Origin of the sequence: Sphingopyxis sp., assembly GCF_016793825.1 — a bacterium.
Taxonomy (GTDB): Bacteria; Pseudomonadota; Alphaproteobacteria; order Sphingomonadales; family Sphingomonadaceae; genus Sphingopyxis.
This window is the reverse complement of sequence record NZ_JAEULM010000023.1, coordinates 124,715-144,879: the sequence shown is the minus strand read 5'-3', so window position 1 is coordinate 144,879 and position 20,165 is coordinate 124,715. Positions and strand designations below refer to the sequence as shown.

Below are 20,165 nucleotides of genomic sequence, written 5' to 3'. Positions count from 1 at the left end.
GATCCGCGCGGCGGACGCAGCGCTCAACCAGCTTTATGAGGAGCAGTTCTGATGCCGCATCCGCCAAAGGCTCAAGCTGATCGTGGGCCGGACCACGCCATCTTTTTCGTCCTCTTGTTCGCGTTGGCCGCAGCGCTGCTCGCCGGATGCACCTCGACGCCGACCGTCGTCAGGGACCGCGTCGCCACGGTTTCGGTCCCTGTCATCCAGAAATGCGCTGCCGACCGTCCCGAGCCCGTCACGCCGCTGCGCGACCGCATCGACGCAACGGCGTGGGACGCGCTGTCGTTGAAGCAGAAGGCCGAAACGGTCGCCGCGCAGGGTCTGCGCCGCGTTACCTATTCCGACACGCTGGCGGCCGCCACGTCGGCCTGTTGACCTTAACCTCAACCTCACCGGGGGGTGATGAAGGGCGTCGGAGCGATCCGGCGCCCTTTTTTGTGTCAGCCGCCGATCATTTCGGCGGCTTCAAGGACATGTTCCAAAGTGAGACACATATACCGAATCGCAATCGGACGGGCGGGCCTGACTATGATACCAGGATTGATCTAGTTCGACATTCGGGGGGATTCGTCGATGAAATTGCGTGCTATGTTTGTGGTTGCTCTCGCAGCAGCGGCAGTCCCGGCAGATGCAGCCCAGATCGTCACGACGTACAAGGGCACTGCGAATATTCAGTATGACGACTATAACTATTTCCAAGGTCTAACTGGTTCGCACGATTTCGAGGTCATCTACACGCTCGACGATTCCTTGGGGAAGGTCGGCGCGAATGGCGTCAATCTGAGCAACATCACTGGCGGAACCCTTAGCGGATTCTCAAATCCTATATCGGCCGTGATAAAGACCGGCGGCGTGGTCATATCGTTGGGGGATGTGATGACGCACGGCGCGAGCGCGACAAGGTTCAATGACTATGACATTGAAGGGTTTGGTGTTCCGGAAGATTTCATCGCCGACGTTATCGATCAAATCATCATGACTGATCCAAGCACGGGCATTTTAGAACAGTTGACGGTCAGAAACTCGCTTCGCAGCAGCGTGAATCAATTCTACGCGACGGCAGATTATATGAGCCCGTTCAGCTATGTCGCTCAACCGGGAGATGTAAGCGACGCGTCCGTTTCGGGGTTTGCTCGCCATCTTGTCGATACGAACACCGGCAAATTCATCTCGCGCACATATGTTCAGTTCCGCACGACGAGTGTGAGCTCGGAAGTTTTGCAGTCGGCAGTGCCCGAACCCGCAACGTGGGCCACCATGCTTCTGGGTTTCGGCCTGATCGGAGGGGGCATGCGCTATCGTCGCCGGCAGCGCGTGCGCGTGACTTACGCCTGATCCAGATCAGGCGACACAACTCCTTCACATTTGCGGCTTAGAGCGCGATTTCTTCCCTCTATAGCGACCCGGAGGGAGTTACGGCCCCGTCGAGCATAACCGCTCGGCGGGGTTTTTCTTGGGGAAAGCGCAGAAGCCTACCAGCCCAGGGCTTGCCCGATTCCCGTCGCGACGTTCGCGAGCATCGCAAGGGCGAGCCCGCCGCCGATGATCCAGATCCAGACCGGGGCGCCGTCGGGGCGATCGTCGCGCGGATCCGGCCAGAGACGAGGCATCAGGCCCGCTATCGCTCTTCGATCTCGACCAGCGGGCGCAGGAACAGGGTTTCGCCGTCCCACGACGCCAGGCCCTTGCGCACCGCCGCGTCGCCGGCCGCGCGCCGCGTTTTCATCCACCGGCCGATGTGCATGCCGCAGCGCCAGCGAAATTCCCGCGGTGCCGCCCGTGCGGCGGAAAATCGATAGGGGTCGTCTTTGGTCTTCATCGCGGAGCCTCTTGCGCTTTGTTCTCTTAATGTTCCACAAGAGGGGATGACACGCAAGCGATTCGCAATCGTCACGTTCGATCCCGACCGGGTGAAGGCGCTGGCCCCCGACACGAGCGAGCAGGAGCAATTGGGGCGCGCCCTGGTCGGCGCGCTGCGTGGCATCGCCTATGCGAAGAATTGCGGGCTGCTCAACGTGACGTTGATGGATCAGGTCGCGCCGAGCGCCCGCGCTTATGATCATGCGATCGAGAACGAGATCACGCCGCCGCTGCGCGGGGTGGGTGGAGCGCCGGTGGAATAGGAGGTCGGAACGACAGGGCCGACGTCAGTGCCGCAGCCCTTCGAGCACATCGCCGGCCGGCTGAATATCCTCAAGCAGCATGTCGGCCCAGATCTGCGCCAGCTCGCGCCGCCGCTCCATGTGCTGTGACCGGTTATAGGCGCCCTCGACCTTATCCTCGGAAACGTGCGCCAGCATCAGGTTGATGACCTCGCGATCATCCGGCCGGCCGTCGGTGCGGCGCCATTCGTTCATGATCGTCGCGAAGGCCGAGCGCCAGCCGTGAGGGCAATGCCGGTGCCGGTAGAGGCCATCCTTGATCCGGATCATCATGCCCCGAACCGCGTTGTCGGTCATGGGCCGGTGGCCGTAGCGAACGTTCGGGAAAACATAGGGCAGATGCCCGGTGAGGTTCCGCATCGTCTCGATCACATCGACCGCCTGGCGCGACAGCGGGACGATATGCTCATAGGTGACGTCATCCTTCAGCTTGAGCGCGAGTTTCATCGCCGCCGGCGGGATGCGCCAGATAGGCGCGTCGCCGTCCAGATCCTCGAACTGGGTCCACATCGCGTTGCGCTGCACGGCCGAACGGACCGCGGTTAACGCGATCAGCCGGTTCGCGAGCTTCGTGATCGGGCTGCCACGCTCCCATTCCATATCGTAGATTAGCTGCCGACATTCGGCGAGGTCGGTCAGCGCGGGCTGTTTCGTCGCGCGCGGTTTCGGCTTGAGAAGCGACTTCACCACGGCGGCCGGGTCGCCGCTGCGCAGGCCGCCGGCAGCGGCATAGGAAAAGACGCCACTGGCCCGCTGGCGAAGACGGTGTGCCGTCTCGATCGCGCCGCGCCTCTCCACCTTCCGCAGCGCGTCGAGGAGCATCGCCTCGGTGACGTCCTTCACCGGGATTGCGCCGATCACCGGAAAGAGATCAGCCTCCATGCTGTCGATGATGTTCTTCGCGTGCCAGTCGCTCCACCTTGGTCTGTTGAGCGCGTACCACTGGCGCGCGCAGGCCTCGAATGTATTGGATGAAGCGAGGGTACGCGCGGCGGCCTCCTGCTTTTTCTCGACGGCCGGATCCCTGCCCTCGCGCAACGTCGCCTTGGCGGCCTCGCGCAGTTCGCGCGCACGGCTCAGCGACACCTCAGGATAGCTGCCGAAGGTGAGCAGCTTTTCCTTTTTCCCGAACCGATATTTTAGGCGCCAGGATCGGTTGCCCTTCGTCGATACCAACAGGAACAAGCCGCCCGCATCGCGCAGCTTGTACGGCCGGTCTTCGGCCTTCGCCTTCTTGATCTGGACGTCGGTAAGCATGCCTCGATTCTCCCCATCTGGGGGTATCGAGAGGAGGTCGGTTGGCCGATACCCCCAAGCATACCCCCAAATTCCATTTCTCCACGCGGAAGCCATCGGACATGAATGGAGTGACCAACCCGCGCAAATGCTGGGTGTTCGTACACGTTATCGGAAGCTAGCGGAAGCCAAAAGAGGAACAAATGGTGGACAGGGCTGGATTCGAACCAGCGTACGGAAACCCGGGCAGATTTACAGTCTGCTGCCTTTAACCACTCGGCCACCTGTCCATGGGGCCCGCTTTGGGAAGTGGCGCAATGGCGAAACGAGGCTTGCCTGTCAATGGCAGTCATGGGAAAGGCGCGCGCATGAGACAATTTTCCCGTCACCGCCGCCCGCAGGGTACCGGTCCGCGCGGCCAGGCCGTCCGTTTCTGGGGCCGCCACGCCGTTCTGGCAGCGCTCGCCAACCCCGAACGCCGCGTCAAGCGCATCTGGGGCACGCGCGAAGCGCTGGGGCAGCTCGACCTGCCGCCTGTCCTTCCGATCAGCTATGCCGACGTCACCGACCTCGCACGGCTGGTCGCGCGCGATGCGCCGCACCAGGGGCTCGTCATCGAGGTCGATCCGCTGGAGGACGTCTATCTGGGCGACCTGCTCCAGGACGAAAGCGATGCGGAAAGCCGGCGTCCGCTCCTCATTCTCGATCAGGTCACCGATCCGCACAACATCGGCGCGGTGCTGCGCTCGGCCGCGGCGTTCGATGCCGCCGCGATCATCACGCAGGATCGGCACAGCCCGCCTGAAAGCGGGGTCATCGCGCGGTCCGCCTCAGGTGCCCTCGAAATCGTGCCGTGGGTGCGCGTCGTCAACCTGTCGCGCGCGCTCGAGGAAATCGCCGAAGCTCAATATTGGCGCATCGGGCTGATGGGCGATACCGACACGACGCTTGGACAAACGCTCGACGGCAGCAAGGTCGCACTCGTGCTCGGTTCGGAAGGCGACGGCATGCGTCACAATGTCATGGAGCATTGCGACGTGCTGGCAAGGCTGCCGATTTCGCCGCGAATGGAAAGCCTCAACATCTCGAACGCCGCGGCGATCGCACTCTACGCCGTCGCGACGGCGGGTTGATATGCGCCCCCGCCGGTGCGGGGGCGGCGGGCCATCAATCCTCGGCGGCGATCCGCACGCGCAGGCCGTCGAGGGCGTCGCTGAAGGGGATCTGGCACGACAGGCGCGAATTGTCGTCGCGGTCGGTGGTCGAATCGAGCAGGTCGTTCTCGTCCTCGCTCATCGCCGGCAGCGCGTCCTTGGCGCCCGCCTCCACATGCACGTGGCAAGTCGCGCACGAACAGCAGCCGCCACACAGTGCGAGCAGCTCGTCAAAGCCCGCGTCGCGGATATTCTCCATCACGGTCAGGCTGGTGTCGCCTTCGATTTCATGTTCGGTACCGTCGCGCGTCACCACAATCAGCTTGGCCATGCTCGTCCCCATATTGTTTGATTCGGTTTGGCCTATGTCGCGCGTTGCGCGCCAAATCAAGCGCTGCTAGGCACCGATGCGAACAAAAGGAGAATATGTATGAGCTTCGGTCAGGAGCAGCTCAACGCGGGAATCGATGCGATCGCGGCGATCGACAGCAATTTCGCGCGCGCGCTCGGCAACGCCGGCTATCCGCCGCCGCGCATCCGCGACCGCGGCTATACGACGCTGCTCCGCACCATCGTCGGTCAGCAGGTCAGCGTCGCGGCCGCGAACTCGATCTGGAACAAGCTGGAGGCGGCGTTCGGCGAGGGCTGCCCCGCAGAGGTCATGGCTGCAGCCGAATTCGACGCACTGCGCGCCTGCGGCCTGTCGGGCCAGAAACAGGGTTATTCCAAAAGCCTTGCCCAGCTCGTGCTCGACGGCGAGCTCGATTTCGACGCCCTCCCCGCCGATGACGAGGAGGCGATCGCGCTGCTGACCAAGGTCAAGGGCATCGGCCGCTGGTCGGCCGAAATCTACCTGCTCTTTGCCGAGGGGCGTCCCGACATCTGGCCGGCCGGCGACCTCGCGGTACAGGAAGCGGTCGGCCGCATCCTCGGCCTTGGCGCCCGGCCGAGCGAAAAGCAGGTGCGCGAGCTGGCCGAACCCTGGCGCCCCCACCGCGGCGCCGCGGCGATATTCAGCTGGCACTGCTACAACATGGACGTGATCTGATAGAGGGGCACGCCACCGTTTTGGAGATTCGGATGACAACCACCCGCGATACCATCGCCGCCTACTATGCTGCGTTCAACGCCGGTGACGTCGGCGCGATGCTCGCGCTCGTCGCCGACGATGTGCGCCATGACGTCAACCAGGGCGACTCACGCCACGGGAAACCGCTGTTTGCAGCGTTCAACGCGCACATGACACGCTGCTATCGCGAGCAGCTCACCGACATGCAGATATTCGCCGAGGGTCACCGCGCCGCCGCGGAGTTCGTCGTCAATGGCACCTATCTTGCCACCGACGAGGGACTTCCCGAGGCGAACGGTCAGACCTATCGCCTCCCCGGCGGCGCCTTTCTCTCGGTCAACGCCGAAGGGCTGATCGATCGCGTCACCACTTACTACAATCTTCAGGACTGGCTCCGACAGGTCGGCGCGTGACGATCCGCGTCGCGCCGGTCACGGGCGCGGGGTTGGCGGAGGCGCTTCCCGCGCTCGCCCGGCTGCGCATCGCGGTATTTCGCGACTATCCGTACCTCTATGACGGCGATGCCGCCTACGAGGCCGATTATCTGGCCCATTTCGCCGCTGCCGACGGTGCAGTGATCGTCGTGGCGCGCGACGGGGAAGACATTGTCGGCGCCGCCACCGCCGCGCCGCTCGGGGCACAGGACGCCGCCTGGCAACAACCGCTGGCGGCGGCGGGCTTCGCCATCGCGCGAACCTTCTATTTCGGGGAATCGGTGCTGCTTGCCGGCTATCGCGGCCGCGGTATCGGTCACGCCTTTTTCGACCATCGCGAAGCGCAGGCACGCCAGTGCGGCGCCACGCACACCGCGTTCTGCAGCGTGCTTCGCCCCGCCGATCACCCGGATCGTCCCGCCGGATACCGCCCGCTCGACGCCTTCTGGCGCAGCCGCGGTTATGCGCCGCTGGACGGCGTCACCGCATCGTTCGACTGGAAGACGGTGGATAGCATCACCGAGGAAGCACATCGGCTCCGATATTGGACGCGGGCGCTATAGCCGCCACCCGCCAACGCAAAAGGCCGGATGGATCGCTCCACCCGGCCTTTCGTCATTCGTCAGGCGCGAAGCTTATTTCTTCGCGGCGGCCTTTTTCGCCGGAGCCTTCTTGGCAGGCTCGGCCTTGTCGGCGGCCTTGGCCGGCGCGGCCTTCTTCGCAGCCGGCTTTTCCTCGGCGTCCGCCTTCGGCGCGGCGGCTTTTTTCGCCGGTGCCTTCTTGGCGGGGGCTTCCTCGGCCTTCGCCTCTTCCTTCACCGCGTCCTTCTTGGCGGCCGGCTTCTTCGCGGCAGCCTTCTTGGCGGGCTTGTGGTCGTGATCGTGGTGATCGTGGCCGCAGCCGGGGCCGTGGACATGCCCGTCATCCTCGGCTTCGATAGCCGCTTCCAGCTCCTCGCGCGTGGTTTCGCGGTCGGCGATGTCAGCCTTTTCGAACAGGAAGTCGACGACCTTGTCTTCATACAGCGGCGCGCGAAGCTGCGCGGCGGCAAGCGCGTCCTGCTGGACATATTCCATGAAGCGCTGGCGATCTTCAGGGCGATACTGCTGCGCCGCCTGCATGATCAGGCGCTGCATTTCCTGGTTGGACACCTGCACGCCATGTGCCTGGCCGATTTCGGACAGCAGCAGGCCCAGGCGGACGCGGCGGACCGCGATCGCGTGATATTCGTCGCGATCCTTTTCGAGTTCGGCCTTCGCCGCCTCGGGGTCTGCCTCATGGCCCGCTTCATGCTCGAGCTGCTGCCAGATCTGGTTGAATTCGGCCTCGACCATCGTCGGCGGCACTTCGAAATCATGGCTGGCGGCGAGCTGGTCGAGCAGCTTGCGCTTCATATAGGTGCGCGTCAGGCCATTGAGTTCCTGTTCGACCTGATCCTTCATCAGCTCTTTCAGCTTGTCGAGGCTTTCAAGGCCCAGCGACTTCGCGAACTCGTCGTCGATCTTCGACGCGGCCGGAACCTTCACTTCCTTCACCTTGACGGCGAATTCGGCCGGCTGGCCCTTCAGGTTTTCGACCGGATATTCCTCGGGGAAGCTCACCTTGACGGTCTTTTCGTCGCCGACCTTCACGCCGACAAGCTGGTCTTCAAAGCCGGGGATCAGCTGGCCCGAACCGATTTCCACCGCCATGTCCTCGCCAGTGCCGCCATCGAACGCGACGCCATCGACGCTGCCAGCAAAATCGATGATGACCTGATCGCCGGTCGCCGCCTTGCGAGTCTTCGGCCCCTCTTCGAAGCGCTTCATCTGCGCCGCGAATTCCTCGATCTTCGCCATCACCGCCTTGTCGTCGGCGGGAACGGTCAGACGCTCCAGCTTCAGGCCGTCGATCGACGGTGCTTCGATCTCGGGCAGCACTTCCAGCGCGACGGTGATTTCGGCATCCTTGCCGCGCTCATAGCCATCGGCCAGCGTGACGCCCGGCTGCAGCGCGGGGCGAAGCTTTTCCTTCGCCATCAGGTCGCGCACGCCGGCGTCGATCGCCTTGTTCAGCGCATCGGCCGACAGCGCCTCACCATGCATCTTGCGGATCAGGTTCGGCGGAACCTTGCCGGGGCGGAAACCGGGCATGCGCACGGTCGGCGCAATCGCCTTCACTTCGTCATCGACGCGCGCGTCGATGTCTTTCGCGGTGATGGTGACGCGATATTCGCGCTTCAGGCCTTCGTTCAGCGTTTCGACGGTCTTCATTGCCTTGGTCTTATCCTTGCTCAAAATCTCGTATCGAACCCCGCCATGGGTGGCGAAGTTCCCCATATCCCGGCCTGCTGCTCGCGAAAGTGGTGCGGGCGAAGGGACTCGAACCCCCACATCTTGCGATACTGGTACCTAAAACCAGCGCGTCTACCAATTCCGCCACGCCCGCTTGAGAAGCCTCGGCCGGGTACACGAAACCGCGCGCTGCCGCGCACGCCCGTGCGGGCCGCGCGGGGCTATAGCAGACGCGCAGCCGAGGGCAAGGGCGGAAAGCCGCGAAAATCCGCCTTCGGAACATGCCTTGCGCCCATTCGTTGGTGAATCGAGGAGAATGACCATGACGAGTGCCGCCGACCCGCTTCCGAAACCCCGACCCGACACGATCGAACCGCAATCGCCGCCCGAGAAACCGGCGCGGCCGACCCCGCAAGAAGACCCGGCCCACCAGCCGCAGGAAATTCCCGGCGGCCCGGGCGGCGGCGACTTCGACGCCCCCGGTCGCGGCCCCAGCGAGGTACCGCCGCAGCAGGCTTAGGGTCAGGGCTCCAGTACCCTGATCCTAATAATTGTCCGGAACGCGCGCGCCCGTCCGCGCATCGATCACCGCACCGCGGTCATAGGCGAGAATACCCGGCACGGGCGCCAGCCGGTTGACGTTGAACACCGGCGGCCCGACGAACTTACCCACCGCGCGATATTGCACCGCAACGATCGGCTTTCCGGCGAGCAAGGCCGGCGCGGGCGCTTCCGCAGCTTCGCGGCGATAACTTGCGTTCCGATACTTGACTTGCCGCCCCGGCTCCGCACGATGGCGACCGGGGAGAGACATATGAAGCTATCGACCGGCCTGGCCGCGCTGTTCGCCATGATTGCGACGCCTGCGTTCGCGCAGGACACCACACTTTATCGCGGCGGCCCGATCGTCACGATGGACGGCGATACGCCAACGACGGTCGAGGCGGTCGTGACGCACGGCGATCGCATCGCGTTCGCCGGCACGGAAAAGGCGGCGCGCAAGGCCGCGGGCAAGGACGCCGCCATTCACGACCTGCACGGCGCGACGATGCTGCCCGGCTTCATCGACGCCCACTCGCACTTCACCGTCGCCACGATGAGTGCGGGCGGGCTCGATCTTCGCAACAAGGCACACGCCGGCGTCACCGACATTCCAAAGCTGCAGGCCGCGATCCGCGACTATATCGCCGCGCGCGCGATCCCGCCCGACGGCTGGGTTGTCGTCTGGCAGTATGACCATGAAGGGCTGGCCGAAAAGCGCCACATCACCCGCGCCGAACTCGACGCGGTCGCCGCCGACCGGCCGATCGTCCTGCTCCACGTCTCGCTGCACGGTGCGGTCGCGAACAGCGCCGCGTTGAAGGCCGTCGGCATCGACGAGGCAACGCCCGTCCCTCCCGGCGGCATGATGCTCCGCGACGACAGCGGCAAACTCAACGGCGTCCTGCTCGAAAAGGCGATGTTCCTGCTGCTCGCCAAAATGCCGCAGCCGACGGCGGAACAGAAACTGGCGGCGCTCGACGCGGCGCAGAACGCCTATTTCGCCGAAGGCTATACCCATGCCCAGGATGGCGCGACACAGCCCCCCGATGTGGCGTTCCTGACCTCGCCGGCGGCGCGGGATCGGCTGAAGATCGATCTCGCCCTCCTTCCCTTCTCGCCCGGCCTCGATGCGCTGCTCGCCAATCCGGACATCAAGTTCGGCACCTATCAGGGGCATGTGAAGCTGCAGGGGATCAAATTCGTCCTCGACGGATCGGTGCAGGCGCGCACCGGTTTCTTCACCCGCGATTATGCGCGCGGCAGCCCCCAAGGCGCGCATCCGTGGCACGGGCAGCCGATCCTGACCGAAGAGGAGTTTATCGCGCAGGCCAAAAAGGCGAACGATCGCCATTGGCAGCTTTTCGTCCACGCCAATGGCGACGCCGCGATCGACATGGCGATCCGCGGCTTCGACGCGCTCGGCATCAAGGCCGCCGACGACCGTCGCCCGATCGTCATCCACTCGCAGTTCCAGCGCCCCGACCAGTTCGCCGCCTACCGGCGCATCGGCGTCGGCCCCTCCTATTTCACCAACCACGCCTGGTATTGGGCCGACGTCCACCGCACCAATTTCCCGGCCGAGGTCGTCGATTTCATCAGCCCGCTCCGCTCGGCAAAGCGCGCGGGGCTGATCGCGTCGAACCACAGCGACTACAGCGTCACGCCGCTCGATACCCGCTTCATGCTCTGGACCTCGATGGCGCGCGTTTCCCCGACCGGGATCGTCAGCGGCCCGAACGAACGCCTGTCGGCCTATGAAGCGCTACAAGCCCTCACCACTGGTCCCGCCTGGCAGGCGTTCGAGGAAGACCGCAAGGGCCGCATCAAACCCGGCCTGCTCGCCGACTTCGTGATCCTCGACAAGAACCCGCTGACGACGCCGGTGGCCGGCATCAAGGACATCCGCGTCCTCGAAACGATCAAGGAAGGGACGACGGTGTGGCGGGCGGCGCCGCGCTGACCGGTTCGGGCGCGGGGGTCGCAGGCGGCTGCCCCGGCTTCGACAGATAGGCCGCTTCGCCGGCGGTTCGCCCTCGACCGCCCTTGCCGTCGACACGATTGACGAGGCCGCCCGTACTGTTGCCGAACGTCGCGCCATATACAAACAGCGGATAGGTCACCGGCTTGCCCGCCAGCCAGGCGGGCACGGCGACATCGCCATCGCCGCGCGGCCTGATGTCGAGCCGGTTCGGCACCGGTTCCACCCGCCCGCCGAACAGTGGACCGCCCAGCAATTTCCCGACCGACATCTTCGTATCGGGATTGTCCGAATCTTCGCGCGCGGGCTGAAAGACGCCCAGATCGACAAGCTCGCCGGCCTTCGCCTCGAAATGATAGCTGCCCAGCGAAAAGCTGGTGTTGGCCGATCCCAGCGGCGCGCCGCTCGCCCCCGTCCCCGCGATCACCCATGTCCCGGGATCGATCTCGATCAGATAGAGCCGGCGTTTTCCGTCTTTCGCGACCGGGTCCTTCGCCGCCGTCACGCCGGCCTGCACCTGCCGGGTTGTCGGATCATAGGGCGCGAAGATCACGCCGGTGGTGATCTGGCTCGTGCCCAGTAACTTAACCTCGACCGGATCGACCTCGACCAGCAAATAGGCCTTGGCCGCCGCCATATCGTCGGCTGTCTTGATCTTCGCATCGGCGGCAGGGGCTATCCCCACCAGCGACAGCGACAATAGCGGCGCCAGCGACCAGCGCACTCCCGCTCCCCTCATTCGTACATTTCCTTGCCCTTCGGCGCATCGCTCGACGCGAGTGCGAACCATTTGTCGATCCGTTCGGCAATGTCGTCGATCCGATCGATCGCCTTCCATTCGGTCCTGTCCATCTCGAACCGGCGATAGCCCTTGTCCGCAAGACAGATTCGCTCCACCTGCCACTGGAGCCGCCGGTTTGCGCCGCCATCAAGCAGCGCAATCAGCACCGTCGCGATCCCTGCGGCGGCGGCCGACTGCCCCATGGTCAGCTTGCTGTTGTTCCAGATCTGCTGGTTCATCGCGGTCGTGTCGGGCGATATGCGCGCGACCCCACCGGCGAGCGCGTCGCACGTCAGCCGGTCCTCGAGATAGGCCTGCCGCTCGACGCCGGGCTTGTTGAAATAATAATAGTCGCGCGCGGCAACCGGCGACGCCAAGATCAGCGCGGCGATCGGTGCAGCAAAAAGCAGCTTCATCGGCGACCCCCGGCTCCCTTCCCGCCCCCTGAATGCGCGCCTTCCCGCACGTTCGCAAGCCGATAGATGGGCCGGAACGGATGCTTTCAGGGCACCGCGCGCCCGGATTTTCAGCCCAGCGCTTTCTTTAGCAGCTCGTTCACCACCTGCGGGTTCGCCTTGCCCTGCATCGCCTTCATCGTCTGCCCGACGAAGAAACCGAACAAGGCTTCCTTGCCGCCCCTATACTGCTCGACCTTGTCGGCATTGGCGGTCAGGATCTTGGCGATTTCGGCCTCGATCGCGCCGGTATCGCTCGTCTGCTTCAGGCCGTCGCGCTCGACGATCACGCCCGCCGCGTCGCCGCTTTCCAGCATCTTTTCGAACACCTGCTTCGCGATCGTCCCCGAAATCGTGCCGTCGGCGACCAGACCAAGCAATTCGCCCGCCTGCGCCGGTGTAACCGGGCAATCTTCGAAGCTCTTGCCGAGGCGGTTCAGCGCCCCGAACAGCTCGCTCGACACCCAGTTGGCCGCCGCGGCCGGCTTCGCGCCGGTTTCCAGCAGCGTATCGAACCACAGCGCGCTCTCGACCTCGGCGGTCAGCACGTCGGCGTTGTATGCCGAAATCCCCGCCGCCAGATAACGCGCGCGCTTCGCGTCGGGCAGTTCGGGCAAGCTGTCGCGGCATTCCGCCAGAAACGCATCGTCGAGTTCGAGCGGTAGCAGGTCGGGATCGGGGAAATAGCGGTAATCATGCGCATCTTCCTTCGACCGCATCGAGCGCGTTTCGTTGCGGTCGGGGTCGTAGAGGCGCGTTTCCTGCACCACCGTGCCGCCGCTTTCGATCAGCTCGACCTGGCGTTTCGCCTCGCCCTCGATCACCGCCATCACGAAGCGCACCGAATTGACGTTCTTCGTCTCGGTGCGCGTCCCGAATTCGTCACCCGGCTTGCGGACCGACACGTTGACGTCGGCGCGCATCGATCCCTCTTCCATATTGCCGTCGCACGACCCGACATAGCGCAGGATCGAGCGCAGCTTGCGCACATAGGCCCCCGCTTCGGCGGGCGAGCGCATGTCGGGGCGCGAGACGATTTCCATCAGCGCGACGCCCGAACGGTTGAGGTCGACGTACGACATCGTCGGATGCTGGTCGTGCATCAGTTTGCCGGCGTCCTGCTCGACATGGATACGCTCGATCCCGATGCGTTTCGCCTCGGGCAGGCCCGCCTTTTCATCGGCCTCGATCGTCAGCGAACCTTCTCCGACAAGCGGATGATAAAGCTGCGAAATCTGGTAACCCTGCGGCAGATCGGCATAGAAATAATTCTTGCGGTCGAACCGCGACCATGTGTTGATATGCGCGTCGATAGCCATGCCCGTGCGCACCGCCTGCCGGATGCACTCGCGGTTCGGCACCGGCAGCATGCCCGGCATGGCCGCGTCCACGAGGCTCACCTGCGTGTTCGGTTCCGCCCCGAACGCCGTCGCGGCGCCCGAGAACAGCTTGGCGTTGGAGGTAACCTGCGCATGAACCTCAAGGCCGATCACGACCTCCCACTCGCCGGTTTCACCCTTGATGCGATAGCTTGCCTCAGTCATTTATCTCTCAATTCACAAAAGTTCTCGACACACGAGCATCGTATATCGCGGGAAAGAACATCAGTGCCGCCAGGATCAACATCGCATAGGATGCCGACAACATAGCCGCGCGAAGCGCCAGGATCGTCGCGATCCCGGTCACCGGAACGACCGCCCAGTGCCAGGGAAATTTCCTGATCTCGATCGCGCGCCCAAGATGGATCGCCAGCCCTACAAGCCACAGCAGCAGGGCCGAGAAATGGGCAAGCAGCCACGCACTGGACGTCTTGAAACTCGTCAGTTCCTGACACGCCACTATCAGAAGCAAGAACGACCCGATCGTGATGAACAGCTGAAAAATCCGGTATCCGCTTCCCATCTCGACGCTCGAAAAACTAACATGATTTTGGATGAAGATTTTCGCTACCCAGAAAATCAGGAACGCGACGTAGGCCATCAGGCAGGCCACGCCGATCGGCGTCGTCGCGGCGGTGACGGCTTTCGACAGATTGCTGGTCAATGCGACGAACGCCGTCGTGCCGAGCGCGATGTTCACGCTCTGCAAGACGGTCATTTGCGTCGAATTGAGGACCATCTTACCACCACTTCTCCGCCCGCGCGGTAAAGCCCGCGCGTTGCTCGATCGCCAACCCGGCGTTCAGAACGCCCTGCTCGTCGAACGCCTTGCCGATGATCTGCAATCCCAGCGGTAACCCCTCGCGGTTCAGCGCCGCAGGGACCGACATCGCGGGCAGCCCGGCAAGGCTCGCGGGGACCGCGAACACGTCGTTCAAATACATCGACAGCGGGTCGGCGGTCTTTTCGCCCAGCCCGAACGCCGCCGACGGCGCGGTCGGCGCAAGGATGACGTCGCACACGCCGAACGCCTGTTCGAAATCGCGCGCGATCAGCGTCCGCACCTTCTGCGCCTGCGTGTAATAGGCGTCGTAGAAGCCCGCCGACAGCACATAGGTACCGATCATGATGCGGCGCTTGACCTCGGGCCCGAAACCGTCGGCGCGCGTCGCGGCATACATGTCCTGCAACCCCGCCTTTTCGGGCAGGTCGCGCAAACCATAGCGCACGCCATCATAGCGCGCGAGGTTCGACGAGGCTTCGGCGGGTGCGATGATATAATAGGTCGGCAGCGCATACTTCGTGTGCGGCAGGCTGATCTCGACGACCTCGGCCCCCGCATCCTTCAGCATCGCGATGCCCGCATCCCACATCGCGTCGATCTCGGGATCGATGCCTTCCAATCGATATTCCTTGGGAATACCGACCTTCTTGCCCTTGAGATCGCTCGACAAAGCCGCTTCCCAATTGGGCACGGCCATGTTCAGGCTGGTCGCATCCTTCGGATCGAAGCCCGCCATATTCTCGAGCATGATCGCACAGTCGCGCACATCGCGCGCCATCGGTCCCGCCTGATCGAGCGAACTTGCGAAGGCGACGATGCCCCAGCGCGAGCAACGGCCGTAGGTCGGCTTGATCCCGCTGATCCCCACGAACGCCGCCGGCTGGCGGATCGAGCCGCCGGTGTCGGTCCCCGTCGCTGCCGGACACAGCCGCGCCGCGATCGCCGACGACGAACCGCCCGACGACCCGCCCGGCGCCAGCGCCGCATTGCCGCCGTCGTTGCGCTTCCAGGGGCTGATCACATTGCCGAAATAGCTCGTCTCGTTCGACGAACCCATCGCGAACTGGTCGAGGTTCAGCTTCCCCAGCATCCCCGCGCCCGCGTCCCACAATTTCTGCGAAACGGTGGACTCGTAACGCGGCACGAAGCCTTCGAGCATATGGCTCGCGGCGGTCGTCTGGACGCCGTTCGTCGCAAACAGGTCCTTCATCCCGATCGGCACGCCCGACAAGGGCTTCAGGCTGCCCGCCGAACGATCGGCATCGGCCTGCTTCGCCGCCGCCAGCGCATGTTCCGGCGTCTCGACGATGAAGGCATTCAGCGCCTTCGCGGCCGCGACATTGGCGCTGAACGCCTCCGCCACTTCGACCGCGCTGAAATCGCCCGCGCGGTGGCCGTCGCGGATCTGGGCGACGGTCAGGTTCGTAAGATCGGTCATTATTCGATTACCTTGGGAACGCCGAAAAAGCCATGCTGCGGCGCCGGCGCATTGGCGAGAATATCGTCGCGGCGATTGCCGCCGGTCAGCGGATCGGCGTCGATCACATCGTCGCGCAGCCGCAGATTGTTCGGGATCACCGCCGTCATCGGCTCGACCCCGGTCACATCGACCTCGCCGAGTTGTTCGACCCAGCCGAGGATACCGTTGAGTTCGCCTTCCATCGCGGCGGCTTCCGCATCGCTGATCGCGATGCGCGCCAGCGACGCGATTTTCCTTACCGTTGCCTGATCGATTGCCATTCATCTTGCCTTTGCGGGAGAAGCTGCGCCGCTAGCATCCGCGCGCGCAGGCTTCAAGCCGCGCCGACACCCTCTCTTCGTCATTCCCGCGAAAGCGGGAACCCAGTTCCAACGCCAGCTTGCTGGGTTCCCGCTTTCGCGGGAAAGACGAGAAAGCTATTCGAAATCATCCCCCACCGGCTTGCCATCGACAAAAATCTGCCGGCGCGTCACCGTCCGTATTTCCAGCACGCCCTTTTCCAGCTGCTCCGTCGTCAGTTCGGCCCGCGCGGCCTCCACGGTCGCGTCGATCCCGTAATCCTGTCCCCATGCCTGCGTCTTGGGATCGCGCGCAAAGAGGATCAGATTGTTCGGATGCACCACGACCGCGATCCGTTCGGGACCGATCCACTGTGCGATACACGGCGCCGTGCCGCAAAAGCTGCGCGTATCGAGCAGCGTATAGACTTCGGGCGGCAGCGGCCGTCCGGCGGGCAGAACACGGACCTTCTCGGCAATCGCTTTCGCACCAAAGGCGGCATCGCGCGGATTGACCGTCTCGTTATACCCCACCAGATCCCAGCGATCCTTCGCCTTCAGCGCCCAGCCAGCGAGACTCGCCCGCGCCTTGTCGGGCGATTTCGCCAGTTCCGCGAGTGCCTTCCGCCCGCTCGGCCCGAAATCGAACGCCATTGCCGCCCAGTCGAATTTTTCGGCCTTCACCGTCCCCGCCTTCAGCCGCGCGAGCTGATCGCGCGTCGAGATCGCGCCGAAATCCATGATCGGCAGCGCCAGGAACAATGCGATCAGCGTCAGCCCAATCGCCAGTCTCTGCTGCAAAGGACGCAGCACATCGTCGAAGTCCCGCCGGCCTTTCACCGCCGCCCAGAGCCCGACCGCGCCATAGCCAAGCGCGATCATCGCCGCGATCACGCCCCAGATACGCTCGGGCGTCCAACCGTACTGGATCACGCGCAGATGCATCGAATAGAAAGCGATCACGGCCAGCGGCAGCACCGCGACTGCAAGCACCGCCGCCGCGCCGTGCAGGACACGATTTCCCGAGCGGTCCTCGCGCCCGTTGCCGATTACCGCATTGGCGAGCAGCACGGCAAAAGCGGCCGCCGCCATCATCAAGGCCGCGGTCGAAAAGCCCGACTCCCAAAGCGGCGCCAGCCCCGTCCCGATCAGCGACAACAGAAACAGCCCCAGCGCGACCGCCAGCACCGGTGCCAGCACCGCGAGCACGATCATCACCAGCCGCTGCAACGTCGCGACCAGCCTGTCGCGCTCGCGCAGCAGGCCGACCGCACCGCCGAACGCCGCGCCCGCCAGCATCCAGCCGAACCATTCGTCGTTCAACAGATCAAAGATCAGGTTGATCCCGATCAGCTTGAACATCTGTCCGATCAGTACGGTAAGCAGAAAACTGATTCCGACGAACGCCAGCCCCGCCGCGCCGATCACCGCGTCGGTCCACGCATGGCTGTGCAGCCGCTCGTACGGCATCTGCCACAGCTTCCAGAACCGCCAGTCGGGCGCGACGTCGCGCCGCGTCTGGAACAGCGGCGTCGCGACCAGAACCGCCAGGATTCCCGACCAGAACGGCCATTCGAACGGCGACCCGCCGACATTATAGCCGCCCGACGTCCAGGCGATCAGCCCGATGATCGCGCCCCAGCCCAGTGCGAATCCCGCCGCCCAGTGCCAGCGGCGGCGCTCGACACCCAACAGGAACACCACCGTCGCGACCGCGACGAACGCCGCCGCCGCATCGCGCCCCGGCGCCCGCACCGCGTCGTATCGCCAGTCGACGACCCAATGAAAGATCAGGCCCGCAACCGCGCCGATCGCGGCCATGATCCACGGGCGCAGCGGCCAGGGCGGATCGCCGTCGTCGAGGCGGTGCGACGGCGCGCCGGACGACTCGGCGGCGGACGGGCTTGCGGATGCATCGGTCATGCGCGACATCTGGGCTTGTTTAAGCGGCCCGCGCAAGCCAGATAACGCCTGACGTCCCGTTCGTGTCGAACGGACAGCGATACTCCCCCGCCCCATGGAGCGCCATTTGGCCCGCAAATTCCTCTACATCATCGCCGCGATCATCCTGCTGATCCTTGGCTTCGGCATTGCCTATCAGCTCAATCCCGGCTGGTTCGGCCGCGTGGCCTTCGTGCCGAGCAGCGAGTTCACCCCGCAGGCGGCAATCGCATCGAACGCCTATGACGATCCGCAGATGTGGTTCTCGCGCCCCGGCCTCGCCAACGACCCGTCGAACTGGCGTCCGCCCGCCGAAGGGGGCGCCGAACGCGCGCCCGACAGCGCAAAGGCGATGGGTGGCGACCGGCTGATCCCGCCCGCGAAGGCCGCGACGACTCCCAGCGAAGCCGGCGTTCCGCCGGTGGGCGACGCCGCGATCTTCTTCGTCCACCCGACCAGCTATTACAGCAAGGCAAGCTGGAACGCGCCGCTCGACGACCGCGACGCCAATTACCGCGCCACGCTGTTCATGCAGGGCATGGCCAGCGCTTTCGGCGACGCGGGGCAGGTCTGGGCGCCGCGCTATCGCCAGGCGACGCTGGGCGCATTCCTCGCGACCGATCGCGTCACCGCGGGCAAGGCCATCGACGCGGCCTACCGCGACGTCGAACAGGCGTTCGACGCCTTTCTCGCCTCGATTCCAAAGAACCGGCCGATCATCCTCGCCGGGCACAGCCAGGGCGCGCTGCACCTCACCACCCTGCTCAAGAACCGCATCGCCGGCACGCCGCTCGCGAAACGGATCGTCGCCGCCTATGTCATCGGCTGGCCGATCAGCGTCGACACCGACCTCGCGGGCCTCGGCCTCCCCGCGTGCCAGACGCCCGGGCAAAAGGGCTGTATCCTGTCGTGGGCGACCTTCGCCGAACCCGCCGACACCTCGATGGTCACCGGCGCGTATGACGGCACCATCGGCTTCGACGGCCGTCCGCGCGCGGGCACACGGATGCTCTGCACCAATCCGCTGACGGGAACGCCCGACGCGGCCGCCGGTCCCGACGCCAACCTCGGCGCGCTGAAACCGAGCGAGGGTTTCAAGGCGGGCACGCTCATCCCCCATGTCGTCGGCGCCAAATGCGACGACGACCGTGGTTTCCTGCTGATCGGCGACGCCGAAGCGGCGAAAAATTACGCGCCAAGCTATGTGCTGCCCGGCAATAATTACCACGTCTTCGACATCACCCTTTTCTGGGCGAACGTCCGCGCCGACGCGCTGCGGCGGCTGGCGACCTTCGAGGGCAAGCCCTCGCCGGTGCCGCCCCCGGCAGCGCCGGTTGCCACCTCCGTACCCCCTTCCCCTCCCTCGTCACCCCGGACTTGATTCAGCATGACGGGATTGGACGGTAAGGGCGGCCCGATGATCACCACCGCCGCCTTCGATTTCGCCGCCGCGCTACCGGGCGGCGGCCGCCTCGCGGGGCTCGACGTGGGGACGAAAACGATCGGCGTCGCGCTCTGCGATGCCGGCTGGAGTTTCGCGAGTCCCGACAAGACGATCCTCCGCAAGAAATTCTCGGTCGATCTCGAAGCGCTGAAAGCCGTCGTCGCGGCGCAGTCGGTCGTCGGCCTCGTCGTCGGGCTGCCGCTCAACATGGACGGCACCGACAGCCCGCGCACCCAGAGCACCCGCGCCTTCGCCCGCAACCTCGCCCCGCTCGGCCTGCCGCTGTTGCTGTGGGACGAACGCTGGTCGACCGCCGCGGTCGAGCGCGCGATGATCGCCGCCGACGTCAGCCGCGCCAAGCGCGCCGAACGCGTGGACAGCGCGGCAGCCGCCTTCATCCTGCAAGGCGCGATCGACGCGATGACGCGCTGAAAAGGGAAATACGCATGGAAGTGTACATTCTCGGCTGGCTGATCGCGGTAAACCTGATCGCCTTCGTCGAGATGGTTCTGGACAAACGCTATGCCGAGGCGGGGATGCGGCGTACGCCCGAGGCCCGGTTGCTGCTCTGGGCCTTTCTCGGCGGGGCGCTCGGAACGGTTTGTGCGGCCCGGTTTGCGCGTCACAAGACGCGCAAACAGCCGTTCGCGACGTGGATGCTGATCTGGCTTTGGGTCGATATCATCCTCGTCGTCCTGTGGGCGCTCGGACTATTGGAACCGCTCCTCGTCTCCGCGCTTGCGAAAGTCGCCGCAGCCGCCTAGACGCTCG

Annotated in this window: 25 protein-coding genes and 2 tRNA genes; 12 read left to right on the top strand and 15 right to left on the bottom strand. The window is 64.7% G+C overall.

The window, feature by feature from the left end; all coding sequences use genetic code 11:
• Positions 1 to 51 precede the first annotated feature (51 nt).
• Together JNM03_RS07975 and JNM03_RS07970 are read left to right on the top strand one after the other, a co-directional pair.
• Positions 52 to 378 carry a hypothetical protein gene (locus tag JNM03_RS07975; RefSeq protein WP_294035934.1) on the top strand — a complete coding sequence of 109 codons (327 nt, stop codon included), beginning with the start codon at positions 52 to 54 and terminating at the stop codon, positions 376 to 378.
• Positions 379 to 576: 198 nt separating this feature from the next.
• Positions 577 to 1,338, top strand: a complete 762-nt coding sequence (locus JNM03_RS07970; RefSeq protein ID WP_294035933.1) for a PEPxxWA-CTERM sorting domain-containing protein — start codon at positions 577 to 579, stop codon at positions 1,336 to 1,338.
• A gap of 137 nt (positions 1,339 to 1,475) precedes the next feature.
• Here JNM03_RS07970 and JNM03_RS07965 read toward each other — a convergent pair whose 3' ends face one another.
• Both JNM03_RS07965 and JNM03_RS07960 read right to left on the bottom strand, forming a co-directional pair.
• The gene (locus tag JNM03_RS07965; protein ID WP_294035932.1) at positions 1,476 to 1,613 is read right to left on the bottom strand and encodes a hypothetical protein; all 138 of its coding nucleotides are present in this window, start codon (positions 1,611 to 1,613) and stop codon (positions 1,476 to 1,478) included.
• Positions 1,614 to 1,621: 8 nt separating this feature from the next.
• A complete protein-coding gene (locus JNM03_RS07960; RefSeq protein ID WP_294035931.1) occupies positions 1,622 to 1,822 on the bottom strand; it encodes a hypothetical protein in 201 nt (66 codons plus the stop codon).
• Positions 1,823 to 1,868: 46 nt separating this feature from the next.
• On the opposite strand from JNM03_RS07960, the gene JNM03_RS07955 reads away from it, so the two are divergent.
• Entirely contained in the window at positions 1,869 to 2,126 is a 258-nt protein-coding gene (locus JNM03_RS07955; RefSeq protein ID WP_294035930.1) for a hypothetical protein, read from the top strand.
• Positions 2,127 to 2,150: 24 nt separating this feature from the next.
• Here the strand turns inward: JNM03_RS07955 and JNM03_RS07950 are convergent, their stop codons facing one another.
• Positions 2,151 to 3,422: an integrase arm-type DNA-binding domain-containing protein gene (locus JNM03_RS07950; protein ID WP_294035929.1), complete on the bottom strand. Its 1,272-nt coding sequence runs from the start codon at positions 3,420 to 3,422 to the stop codon at positions 2,151 to 2,153.
• 183 nt (positions 3,423 to 3,605) lie between these two features.
• Positions 3,606 to 3,691 (bottom strand) — tRNA-Tyr (locus JNM03_RS07945).
• 78 nt (positions 3,692 to 3,769) lie between these two features.
• On the opposite strand from JNM03_RS07945, the gene rlmB reads away from it, so the two are divergent.
• Positions 3,770 to 4,534, top strand: coding sequence for a 23S rRNA (guanosine(2251)-2'-O)-methyltransferase RlmB (gene rlmB / locus JNM03_RS07940; RefSeq protein ID WP_294035928.1), 765 nt, complete (start codon positions 3,770 to 3,772; stop codon positions 4,532 to 4,534).
• A 34-nt stretch (positions 4,535 to 4,568) separates the two neighbouring features.
• Here rlmB and JNM03_RS07935 read toward each other — a convergent pair whose 3' ends face one another.
• A complete protein-coding gene (locus JNM03_RS07935; RefSeq protein WP_294035926.1) occupies positions 4,569 to 4,886 on the bottom strand; it encodes a 2Fe-2S iron-sulfur cluster-binding protein in 318 nt (105 codons plus the stop codon).
• 99 nt (positions 4,887 to 4,985) lie between these two features.
• Here JNM03_RS07935 and JNM03_RS07930 point away from each other — a divergent pair, with 99 nt between their 5' ends.
• Genes JNM03_RS07930 through JNM03_RS07920 form a run of 3 tightly spaced genes read left to right on the top strand, consistent with a single transcriptional unit; the run spans position 4,986 to position 6,621 of the window.
• Entirely contained in the window at positions 4,986 to 5,603 is a 618-nt protein-coding gene (locus JNM03_RS07930) for a DNA-3-methyladenine glycosylase (protein WP_294035924.1), read from the top strand.
• Positions 5,604 to 5,635: 32 nt separating this feature from the next.
• Entirely contained in the window at positions 5,636 to 6,037 is a 402-nt protein-coding gene (locus JNM03_RS07925; RefSeq protein WP_294035923.1) for a ketosteroid isomerase-related protein, read from the top strand.
• Positions 6,034 to 6,621: a GNAT family N-acetyltransferase gene (locus tag JNM03_RS07920; protein WP_294035921.1), complete on the top strand. Its 588-nt coding sequence runs from the start codon at positions 6,034 to 6,036 to the stop codon at positions 6,619 to 6,621. The genes JNM03_RS07925 and JNM03_RS07920 overlap by 4 nt, the downstream gene beginning before the upstream one ends.
• 72 nt (positions 6,622 to 6,693) lie before the next feature.
• On the opposite strand, the gene tig is transcribed toward JNM03_RS07920, so the two are convergent.
• Positions 6,694 to 8,310, bottom strand: a complete 1,617-nt coding sequence (tig, locus tag JNM03_RS07915; protein WP_294035919.1) for a trigger factor — start codon at positions 8,308 to 8,310, stop codon at positions 6,694 to 6,696.
• A gap of 90 nt (positions 8,311 to 8,400) precedes the next feature.
• A tRNA-Leu gene (locus tag JNM03_RS07910) sits at positions 8,401 to 8,485 on the bottom strand.
• A 168-nt stretch (positions 8,486 to 8,653) separates the two neighbouring features.
• Between JNM03_RS07910 and JNM03_RS07905 the strand changes: the two genes are divergently transcribed.
• Positions 8,654 to 8,851, top strand: coding sequence for a hypothetical protein (locus tag JNM03_RS07905; protein WP_294035917.1), 198 nt, complete (start codon positions 8,654 to 8,656; stop codon positions 8,849 to 8,851).
• 24 nt (positions 8,852 to 8,875) lie between these two features.
• On the opposite strand, the gene JNM03_RS07900 is transcribed toward JNM03_RS07905, so the two are convergent.
• Positions 8,876 to 9,145 (bottom strand): hypothetical protein, encoded by a 270-nt coding sequence (locus JNM03_RS07900; RefSeq protein WP_294035915.1) that lies wholly within the window; start codon positions 9,143 to 9,145, stop codon positions 8,876 to 8,878.
• On the opposite strand from JNM03_RS07900, the gene JNM03_RS07895 reads away from it, so the two are divergent.
• Positions 9,146 to 10,834, top strand: coding sequence for an amidohydrolase (locus JNM03_RS07895; protein ID WP_294035913.1), 1,689 nt, complete (start codon positions 9,146 to 9,148; stop codon positions 10,832 to 10,834).
• On the opposite strand, the gene JNM03_RS07890 is transcribed toward JNM03_RS07895, so the two are convergent.
• The 7 genes from JNM03_RS07890 to JNM03_RS07860 form a co-directional block, all read right to left on the bottom strand.
• A complete protein-coding gene (locus JNM03_RS07890) occupies positions 10,794 to 11,591 on the bottom strand; it encodes a hypothetical protein (RefSeq protein WP_294035911.1) in 798 nt (265 codons plus the stop codon). The two genes, JNM03_RS07895 and JNM03_RS07890, sit on opposite strands and share 41 nt — an antisense overlap.
• Positions 11,588 to 12,049 (bottom strand): hypothetical protein, encoded by a 462-nt coding sequence (locus JNM03_RS07885; protein ID WP_294035909.1) that lies wholly within the window; start codon positions 12,047 to 12,049, stop codon positions 11,588 to 11,590. Before JNM03_RS07885 ends, JNM03_RS07890 begins: the two co-directional genes overlap by 4 nt.
• 110 nt (positions 12,050 to 12,159) lie before the next feature.
• Positions 12,160 to 13,632, bottom strand: coding sequence for an Asp-tRNA(Asn)/Glu-tRNA(Gln) amidotransferase subunit GatB (gene gatB / locus JNM03_RS07880; RefSeq protein WP_294035907.1), 1,473 nt, complete (start codon positions 13,630 to 13,632; stop codon positions 12,160 to 12,162).
• A 7-nt stretch (positions 13,633 to 13,639) separates the two neighbouring features.
• Positions 13,640 to 14,185: a hypothetical protein gene (locus JNM03_RS07875; RefSeq protein ID WP_294035905.1), complete on the bottom strand. Its 546-nt coding sequence runs from the start codon at positions 14,183 to 14,185 to the stop codon at positions 13,640 to 13,642.
• A gap of 22 nt (positions 14,186 to 14,207) precedes the next feature.
• Complete coding sequence (gatA, locus tag JNM03_RS07870; protein WP_294035903.1) at positions 14,208 to 15,689, bottom strand: Asp-tRNA(Asn)/Glu-tRNA(Gln) amidotransferase subunit GatA; 1,482 nt, start codon at positions 15,687 to 15,689, stop codon at positions 14,208 to 14,210.
• Positions 15,689 to 15,991: an Asp-tRNA(Asn)/Glu-tRNA(Gln) amidotransferase subunit GatC gene (gene gatC, locus JNM03_RS07865; protein WP_294035901.1), complete on the bottom strand. Its 303-nt coding sequence runs from the start codon at positions 15,989 to 15,991 to the stop codon at positions 15,689 to 15,691. The genes gatA and gatC overlap by 1 nt, the downstream gene beginning before the upstream one ends.
• Before the next feature lie 156 nt (positions 15,992 to 16,147).
• Complete coding sequence (locus tag JNM03_RS07860; protein ID WP_294035899.1) at positions 16,148 to 17,932, bottom strand: DUF4153 domain-containing protein; 1,785 nt, start codon at positions 17,930 to 17,932, stop codon at positions 16,148 to 16,150.
• A gap of 106 nt (positions 17,933 to 18,038) precedes the next feature.
• On the opposite strand from JNM03_RS07860, the gene JNM03_RS07855 reads away from it, so the two are divergent.
• The 3 genes from JNM03_RS07855 to JNM03_RS07845 are packed head-to-tail and all read left to right on the top strand — an operon-like array spanning position 18,039 to position 20,158.
• Complete coding sequence (locus JNM03_RS07855; RefSeq protein WP_294035897.1) at positions 18,039 to 19,331, top strand: DUF3089 domain-containing protein; 1,293 nt, start codon at positions 18,039 to 18,041, stop codon at positions 19,329 to 19,331.
• A 36-nt stretch (positions 19,332 to 19,367) separates the two neighbouring features.
• Complete coding sequence (ruvX, locus tag JNM03_RS07850; protein WP_294035940.1) at positions 19,368 to 19,826, top strand: Holliday junction resolvase RuvX; 459 nt, start codon at positions 19,368 to 19,370, stop codon at positions 19,824 to 19,826.
• A gap of 14 nt (positions 19,827 to 19,840) precedes the next feature.
• Positions 19,841 to 20,158 carry a DUF1294 domain-containing protein gene (locus JNM03_RS07845; protein ID WP_294035895.1) on the top strand — a complete coding sequence of 106 codons (318 nt, stop codon included), beginning with the start codon at positions 19,841 to 19,843 and terminating at the stop codon, positions 20,156 to 20,158.
• Positions 20,159 to 20,165 lie beyond the last annotated feature (7 nt).